General features: G+C 55.8%; 4 protein-coding genes and 1 pseudogene. 3 read left to right on the forward strand and 2 right to left on the reverse strand.

Annotation, left to right across the window (positions count from 1 at the left end; translation table 11 throughout):
- Nucleotides 1-227 precede the first annotated feature (227 nt).
- Nucleotides 228-1,439, forward strand: coding sequence for a hypothetical protein (locus tag J2I47_RS25760; RefSeq protein ID WP_207367504.1), 1,212 nt, complete (start codon nucleotides 228-230; stop codon nucleotides 1,437-1,439).
- A 1-nt stretch (nucleotide 1,440) separates the two neighbouring features.
- Here the strand turns inward: J2I47_RS25760 and J2I47_RS25765 are convergent, their stop codons facing one another.
- Both J2I47_RS25765 and J2I47_RS25770 read right to left on the reverse strand, forming a co-directional pair.
- Nucleotides 1,441-2,202 carry a phosphatidylinositol-specific phospholipase C/glycerophosphodiester phosphodiesterase family protein gene (locus tag J2I47_RS25765; RefSeq protein ID WP_207367505.1) on the reverse strand — a complete coding sequence of 254 codons (762 nt, stop codon included), beginning with the start codon at nucleotides 2,200-2,202 and terminating at the stop codon, nucleotides 1,441-1,443.
- A 110-nt stretch (nucleotides 2,203-2,312) separates the two neighbouring features.
- Nucleotides 2,313-3,794 (reverse strand): Gfo/Idh/MocA family protein, encoded by a 1,482-nt coding sequence (locus J2I47_RS25770; RefSeq protein ID WP_207367506.1) that lies wholly within the window; start codon nucleotides 3,792-3,794, stop codon nucleotides 2,313-2,315.
- Between the two features lie 145 nt (nucleotides 3,795-3,939).
- Here J2I47_RS25770 and J2I47_RS25775 point away from each other — a divergent pair, with 145 nt between their 5' ends.
- On the forward strand, nucleotides 3,940-5,508 hold the full coding sequence (locus J2I47_RS25775; RefSeq protein ID WP_207367507.1) for an acyl-CoA carboxylase subunit beta: 1,569 nt from the start codon (nucleotides 3,940-3,942) through the stop codon (nucleotides 5,506-5,508).
- A 39-nt stretch (nucleotides 5,509-5,547) separates the two neighbouring features.
- A pseudogene (locus tag J2I47_RS25780) lies at nucleotides 5,548-7,083 on the forward strand (gliding motility-associated C-terminal domain-containing protein); the annotation flags it as partial.

Consider the following 7,083-nt stretch of genomic DNA (forward strand, 5'->3'; position numbering starts at 1 on the left):
CTTTTGATGCCGAAGCCATTCTCATGGCAGCCCCTCACGCAATCTATTATTACCCACGACGAGCTACTGGCAGGGGGGCGTTGACATTTTATATAACTGCCAAACCACACCAGCGCGGAGCCACCCTGAAGCAAATAACCTTCAAGCCCCTTAACATAGATTAACAACTTGACAACCACCAACTAAATTGGGTTTAGTAGCTTTGATTGACTACTAAATCCAATTTTATGAAACACACTTTTCTCTTTTCCCTAAGCTTATTCTCCTTTGTTCATGCTGAAGCACAGACCGGGAGAGGGCAGTCAATCACATCAGGCGACGTTGGTATTGCCTACACGTGGGGAAGTATCACAGGCACGGCAACCAGCCAGCCCTTCGCCACCAACGGGTACAACACCAGCCTGACTGTTGCTTTCAACCGGGGTGTTTTCGTGCGTGATAGCTGGCTGTTGGGCTACACCATTGGTTTTGGCCGAACCTGGCAGGGTAATACCACACAGTATAGTCAACGCACCCAATCAGACGCCGTTGTTCGTGGGAGTAGTGGATCGGTGGCGGGCTTCGTTCGGCGGTATTGGCCCGTGGCTGACCGTCTTTTTGTGTACGCGGGCGGGGGGCTGGGCGTGAGCTACGGCCGTAATAAAAGCGAACAGAAATCGGTGATGGCACCTAGCCAGGAGCTTACGGTGACTGCTGCCAGTAATCAGGAAAACTGGTCGGCCGATCCGTCAGTGCAGGCGGGCCTGCTTTATGCCGTCTCTGATCGGTTTGGTGTTGAAGCGGGTATTCGCAGTAATGGACTGCCCATTGGGGCTAGTACGGCCAGCATTGGCGTAAATATATTGTCGGGCCGGGGTGGGGGAGCACAAGCTGAAGCGATCACCGCGTTCCAAACGCAGGCGGGCCGCTGGCTACTGGGGGCCTCGCTGAGTGCGTTTGGTAACACCGCGCAGTACGGGGGGGCAAACGCGCAACAGAACAATACCCGTTACTCCACCGGCAGCGTTGGCCTGTCTGCCGGTCGGTTTGTTCGCAACAACACCGCAATTGGCCTGGCCCTTAGAGCTAGCTTGACCGCCACCGACAACAACCTTTCGGCACCGGCAACCAATTACTATACCACCTATGTCATTGCGCCGTTTGTGCGGGCTTATAAAGGACAAAATCGGCTACGGCCTTTTGCCGAAGGTGGCGTTGAATTTAGCAGCACCATTCAGTCGGTAGACAGGCGTGTAGATCAGCAGCAGATAGGCGCGCAGGGTAGCGTTGGCATTGCTTATATGCTGGGGCAGCGATTTATTGTACAAACTACCCTGGCCACGCTCTACGGTCGGTATCTGTGGTACCCGAAACAAGCTGACAACGTTAAATCTAATATGTATACCGTGGGTCTGACGGGTAGTACCGGCTCAAATCTGGCGGTAGCATATTCATTCTGAACTACTTAACCGCCGCTACGCACTCGGCTACTTTGTCGGTATTGAGCACGTCGACGCCTAATTTACGGAGCTGTTTCCAGGCTACGGGGTTGTCGGGGGCATTCCAGAAGCGGATGGGGCAACCGGCTTCGTGAGCACGTTTGATAATGCGCTTGAGCTTGGCTTTATCGTCGTCGCCAATCTCGCCCGTGCCATCCCAGCGGGCGTAGGAGCGAAAATTGTCGGAGATCAGGGCCACTCGTTTCACCGTTTCATCGTCATACAGTTCACTGGGGCGACCGTCGAAAAAGATGAAAGCCGGGTAGTCGAGCAACTGTTCGGGGCGGGGCCGATTGCCGCTCACAATAATCCGAATGGCCAGGGGGTTCATGTTCCGGTTGAAGACAGTCAGGTTCTGTTCCAGCAGTGCCCGCAGCAACGGAAGTACCTCCTCGGCTTTGTCTTTGGCATCGATAGAGAGGCTGAACGTGTAGCGGCGGTCGGGGCTGACACGGTCCTTGTGTTGGGCGAAAAGAGCCACAATAGGTTTCAGGTACGTCCCCTCCAGCGTTCGTTTGCTGGTGTCGGCTTCGGCGGGGGTGTGGCCAAGCACTAGCTTCCCATTGCGCACAAATACGTCGGCCTCGATATAATCCGCCTTTTGGGCTAGGGCCGCCGTAAGCGGCTGTGGTTTTTCATAGTCGTTATGCGCGAACACCTGCGGCTGGGCGAAGCCACTGAGTGAAAGAGTGAATAGATAAACAAGCGAAAGCAGATAGCGCATAGGAGATAATGATTTACGAATTACGATGTACGATTTACGATTTTTGCTGACGCACTACTACGTTGGCGCTAGCCACAGATCGTAAATCGTACATCGTAATTCGTAAATCATTACGCCAGCTTCCAGCCGTCGCGGTATTGGCGCGAGACGAACTGGTTGGCTTCGTCGAAGTTGGTAATTTTCATGTTCTTGCCATCCCAGAGCAGCTTTTTCCGGCCAGGATAGTCAAAATTCCGACCTTCCGATTTGCCCGAACGCAGGTTGTAGCTCCGAATAGCCAGGTTACCCATCAGCACCGACTCGGTGAGGGGACCAGAGAAATCGAACGACGAGGTGAGGGCTTTGTGTTCCTTGCTGTTGAAACCCGCTTTGCAGGCCTCCGTCCACAGCACCTGATGCCCCCATTCGGGCATGGTTTTGTTTTGGGGGGTGCTCTGCTCGGCTGTGAGGCTGAACGTGCTACCGCTGCCTTTGGTATACAACTTGGCCGACATACCATAAAGTCCGCAGACAATGATACCCTTGTCGCCAATCATGATCACGCCGCCGTCGTCGCCACCCATCGGCGCGTCGAGGGGGAGTTGCTCAGGGCGGAACGGACGAATACCGCCGTCGGCCCAGGTCATTTTGATAGGGGCTTTGTTTTTGGCCGTGGCCGGAAACGTCATCTGCACCTGCGACGAAGGCGGGCAACCTTCGGGCACGTAGTTAGCTACCCAGTCTTTCTCATAAACTGTGCCCGTGCTGCATTCTACATCGGTGGGTGAGCTAAGCCCCAGCACCCGGAAAGGCATGTCCATGATGTGGCAGCCAATATCGCCGAGAGCACCGGCCCCGAAATTCCACCAGCCGCGCCATTTGAAGGGGTGATAGAGCGGCGAATAGCCCACGGGCGTGGCTGGTCCGATCCAGGTGTCCCAGTCAATATCAGCCGGGGCGGCGGCTTCGGTTTTTGGCGCATTGAAGCCCTGTGGCCATACGGGGCGGTTGGTCCAGAGATGTACTGTATGCACCGTGCCGATCTGGCCTTTGTCATACCACTCCGCCATTTTGTTCTGGTCAGGATTCGACGCTCCCTGGTTGCCCATCTGCGTCACCACCTTGTGTTTGCGGGCACCTTCGGTCAGCATCCGTGCCTCGTGGATGTTGTGCGTCAGAGGCTTCTGTACGTATACGTGTTTACCCAACTGCATGGCGGCCATGGCTACCACGGCATGGCTGTGGTCGGCGGTCGAAACGGTTACAGCGTCGATGTTTTTGCCTTCCTTGTCCAGCATCTGCCGGAAATCTTTGTACTTGGCTGCCTTGGGGTGCTTGTCGAAGTTGGTTTTGGTGCGGGCGCTCCAGTCTATATCACAGAGGGCTACCATGTTGTTGGCGCCGTTGTTAAAGGCGTTGTTGGTATCGGAAAAGCCTTTACCCGCAATACCCACGCCCGCAATGTTGAGCTTGTCAGACGGGGCAATGAAGCCTTTGCCCAGTACGTGGCGGGGCACAATTAGAAATGAACTGGCTGCTAAAGCCCCGGTTTGCAAAAACTTCCGCCGTGTTGGCTGGTGCGGCGCATCGGTCGGTTGGTTGGTCTGACTCATATGACAACGTTGTTATGTTCGGTACGCTAAAAACAAGAAAGTCGCCGTAGGTCTAATCTTACCTGATGGCCTGCCCAAACGGGTCTGTTTTTGGTTAAGAAACCAATTACTTTTGCTCAAACCCTTTTTCCCGTTAATTGCCTACATGGAGTCACTGCCAACTGCGAAAACGACCGACGTACTTGCCCGTAAAAATGCCGAAGCCCTGTTGGGTGGTGGCCAAAAACGCATCGATGCCCAACACGCCAAGGGTAAATTAACCGCCCGCGAACGCATCGCCCTGCTGGTCGACGAAGGGTCTTTCGAAGAAATTGGCAAGTTTGTCATGCACCGTACCAAAGACTTCGGACTCGACAAAGAATATTACCTCGGCGATGGTGTGGTCACGGGCTACGGTACCATCGACGGGCGACTGGTGTACGTTTTCGCGCAGGATTTCACGGTCTTTGGCGGCGCCCTGTCCGAGACCCATGCCGAGAAGATCTGCAAACTCATGGACCTTGCCATGCAAAACGGTGCGCCTGTTATTGGCCTCAACGATTCGGGCGGAGCACGGATTCAGGAAGGGGTACTTTCACTGGCGGGCTATGCCGACATTTTTTACCGGAACACGCGCGCGTCGGGCGTGATTCCGCAACTGTCGGCCATTATGGGGCCGTGTGCGGGTGGGGCCGTATACAGCCCGGCCATCACGGATTTTATCTTTATGGTCGAAAACACGAGCTACATGTTCGTAACCGGCCCCAACGTGGTAAAGACCGTGACCCACGAAGAGGTAACCGCTGAAGAGCTGGGCGGGGCCAGTACCCACAGCACTAAATCGGGCGTGACACACTTTGCATGTGCCAACGAACTGGCTTGTATTCAGCACGTTAAAAAGCTGCTGAGCTATATTCCGCAAAACTGCGAAGACCAGCCACCCATGTTGGCCTATGATACGGGCAACGGTCCGGAAGCCGAACGCCGCCCCGCCCTGAACAGCATTATTCCCGACAACCCCAACCAGCCCTACGATATGCGCGAAGTAATCGACGCCATCGTGGATGCTGATTCGTTTCTGGAGGTGCACAAGAATTTTGCCGAAAACATCGTGGTCGGTTTTGCCCGCATCGGGGGGCGCAGCATTGGCGTGGTAGGCAACCAGCCGGCGGTGCTGGCGGGCGTACTCGACATTCAGGCCAGCACCAAAGCGGCCCGGTTTGTGCGGTTCTGCGACTGTTTCAACGTACCGCTGCTGGTGCTGGAAGACGTGCCCGGCTTTTTGCCCGGCACCGACCAGGAGTGGAACGGCATCATCACCAATGGGGCCAAGCTGCTCTACGCCTTTTGCGAGGCCACGGTGCCACGCGTCACCGTGATTACGCGTAAAGCCTATGGCGGGGCCTACGACGTGATGAACTCAAAGCACATTGGGGCCGACATGAACTACGCCTGGCCCAACGCCGAAATTGCGGTGATGGGCGCGAGTGGTGCCGCCGAAATTATTTTCAAGCGGGAGATCGCCGAAGCGGAAGACCCACAGGCCAAGTTGCAGGAGAAAGTGCAGGAGTATACCCACAAGTTTGCCAACCCCTACCGTGCTGCCCACCGGGGCTACATCGATGAGGTGATCTATCCGGAAGAGACACGCCAGAAACTGATGCGGGCGTTTCAGATGCTGGAAAATAAAGTGGCTACGCTACCTAAGAAGAAACATGGCAACATACCGTTGTAGGTGCCAAAAACGTTGACATTATAAACACTACCCCATTTTATGAGATCGAGTTATACCGGCTGGTTACTGGCCTTGCTGCTGGGCATTGGCATTCTGCTACCGGAGGCAGCACAGGCCACTCACGTGCGGGCCGGCGAGATTACTACAAGACGTTTGCTGGACGGCACATCGCTGAAATACGAAATCACCCTCACTGCCTATTATGACGAAATAAAAGGGCGTGATGCGGCTCGTGATGCCAACCAGGTGCTTTTCTGCTTTGGCGACGGCATTCAGCGGCAGGTAGATCGTGTGTCGATCCGCCCGTTTGGTCGTGGCACGTCGATCAACACATACCGCACTACCTATACCTACCAGGGGCCGGGGACCTATTCTATTTCGGCACGGATCATCAACCGAAACGACCAGACCCGGAACATTAACGGTGGGCAGTCACTGGAGATTAACTTCTTTGTTACAACAACAATCTCGGTTATCAGTAGTCTGGGCCTAAACAGTACACCAGTACTGCTCAATCCGCCTGTCGATTCGGCTCGGATCGGTCAGAAATATTGTCACAACCCGGCGGCTTTCGACATTGACGGTGATTCTTTATCGTACCGGATTGCCACACCACAACAGTCGAACGGGAACGATAACGATGCCACAGCTTGTCAGTCGTTTCCCGTTACGCGCTACCAACTGCCTAACCTGGTGGTGCCACCGGGCAAAACCGAAGCGGGTGCTTCCGGGGCAACCTTCACGGTTAATTCCCGCACGGGTGATGTGTGCTGGGATTCGCCCGCCGAAGCTGGACAGTATAACTATGCCTTCGTGATTCAGGAATGGCGGGATGGCGTACTCATCGGCGAGATCACCCGCGACGTGCAGGTGATTGTGGTGGATGGCCCCAACAAACGGCCATTGATTGATCCCATTGCTGATATTTGCGCCGAAGCGGGCACACTGATTACGCAGGGCATCCGGGTAACTGATCCCGACGGAAACCGTGTATTAACCGAAGGCTTTGGTGGACCATTCAACCTAACGCCTGACCGGGTAGCGTACTCGCCACCCCTGTTGCCACCCGCCTTTGCTACCATCACCCCCGGTGAACTGGTGGCGCAGGCAAGCCCGGCCAGCAGTACGTTCAACTGGCAAACCAACTGCGGGCAGCTGCGGCAGGAGCCTTACCTCATCACCATTAAGGCCACTGACCTGCCCGCTAACCGCGCGGCGGCGCTCAACTCGTACCAGAGTTTTCAGATTCTGCTCATCGGCCCCCGGCCCCAGAACCTGACAGCCCAAGCCGTCTCACCCACCACCGGCGGCAGCCGGGCCATCCGCCTCAACTGGGCACCTTACGCCTGCCTGCCCCCCGCCCAGCCCGGTTCAACCTACTTGCCCCAAATGTTGGTCTACCGCAAAGAGGGTTGCACCAGCCCCGAACCCAACCCCTGCCAGACGGGTATCACAGGGGGCTACACTAAGATCGCTACGCTATCCATTGCCACCACTACCTACACCGACACCAGCAGCAGCCTGCGGCGGGGGGTGAGCTACAGCTACCGCATCGTGGCCCAGTACCCCCTGCCC

Source organism: Fibrella rubiginis (genome assembly GCF_017353185.1).
In the GTDB taxonomy this organism is placed as follows: domain Bacteria; phylum Bacteroidota; class Bacteroidia; order Cytophagales; family Spirosomataceae; genus Fibrella; species Fibrella rubiginis.

Excerpts from the sequence above, each read along its gene's own strand:
- J2I47_RS25760 (WP_207367504.1), top strand. The coding sequence starts at position 228 with ATGAAACACACTTTTCTCTTTTCCCTAAGCTTATTCTCCTTTGTTCAT.
- J2I47_RS25765 (WP_207367505.1), bottom strand. The coding sequence starts at position 2,202 with ATGCGCTATCTGCTTTCGCTTGTTTATCTATTCACTCTTTCACTCAGT.
- J2I47_RS25770 (WP_207367506.1), bottom strand. The coding sequence starts at position 3,794 with ATGAGTCAGACCAACCAACCGACCGATGCGCCGCACCAGCCAACACGG.
- J2I47_RS25775 (WP_207367507.1), top strand. The coding sequence starts at position 3,940 with ATGGAGTCACTGCCAACTGCGAAAACGACCGACGTACTTGCCCGTAAA.